Source organism: Stenotrophomonas sp. AGC87 (genome assembly GCF_057333975.1).
The window spans coordinates 1-1011 of record NZ_JBHFHW010000044.1; the positions used below are offsets into that span (position 1 = coordinate 1).

The following is a 1011-nucleotide window of genomic DNA, read 5'->3' on the forward strand; positions in this document are numbered from 1 at the left end:
ACCACCCGATCCCATCCCGAACTCGGAAGTGAAACGCAGCTGCGCCGATGGTAGTGTGGCCTAAGCCATGCGAGAGTAGGTCATCGCCAGGGTTTTTACCCCGAAAACCCCGCTGCTCACGCAGCGGGGTTTTCCTTTATTGCAGGCACCTGGTTTTTGCAGGTATCTGTTTCTCGGAAGAGACCTCTGCTGAGCTGGCGCAACGCGCTGCTCCAACCGTCTCCCTGGTGAAATTAGCGCTGTGGCACCACCCGATCCCATCCCGAACTCGGAAGTGAAACGCAGCTGCGCCGATGGTAGTGTGGCCTAAGCCATGCGAGAGTAGGTCATCGCCAGGGTTTTTACCCCGAAAACCCCGCTGCTCACGCAGCGGGGTTTTCCTTTATTGCAGGCACCTGGTTTTTGCAGGTATCTGTTTCTCGGAAGAGACCTCTGCTGAGCTGGCGCAACGCGCTGCTCCAACCGTCTCCCTGGTGAAATTAGCGCTGTGGCACCACCCGATCCCATCCCGAACTCGGAAGTGAAACGCAGCTGCGCCGATGGTAGTGTGGCCTAAGCCATGCGAGAGTAGGTCATCGCCAGGGTTCACACCCAAAACCCCGCTGCTCACGCAGCGGGGTTTTTTTTGTCCTTCTCCCAACGGATGGGAGCGCCTCATTTCACGTGCCACAGCAGATGAGCACGGTCATGCGTATGCCGCCAGTGCGGCGGGTGTCGTTGGGTAGTTCTGCGTTTTGGGAATGGTGGCGTCTCCGCTTGCATCTTCCGCGAGCGTAAGGGCCCCGTAGCGACCGGCAGGCCCCTCGGCAAATGTCCCCCGGCCGACGCCTGGTGGCGACGGCCTCCTCCTTGATTTTGCCCAGGCGCCTACCGGCCGCTACGAGGCTTCGCGTGCTGTGTGCGTACTGACCAGATCAATCCCGGCACTCGCTGTCGCGCTGATGCTGTGCGGCGCCAGTTGTCTGGAAAGGTGGGTCGCGATGCCCTTGCGGGCGAAATAAAGGAGGAGGC

3 rRNA genes are annotated in these 1011 nt (G+C 60.3%); all 3 read left to right on the top strand.

From position 1 onward, the window contains the following. A 5S ribosomal RNA gene (gene rrf, locus ACE026_RS20175) occupies positions 1–92 on the top strand; the annotation flags it as partial. A 131-nt stretch (positions 93–223) separates the two neighbouring features. Then, positions 224–338, top strand: a 5S ribosomal RNA gene (gene rrf, locus ACE026_RS20180). Between the two features lie 131 nt (positions 339–469). After that, positions 470–584, top strand: a 5S ribosomal RNA gene (rrf, locus tag ACE026_RS20185). Positions 585–1011: the final 427 nt, after the last annotated feature.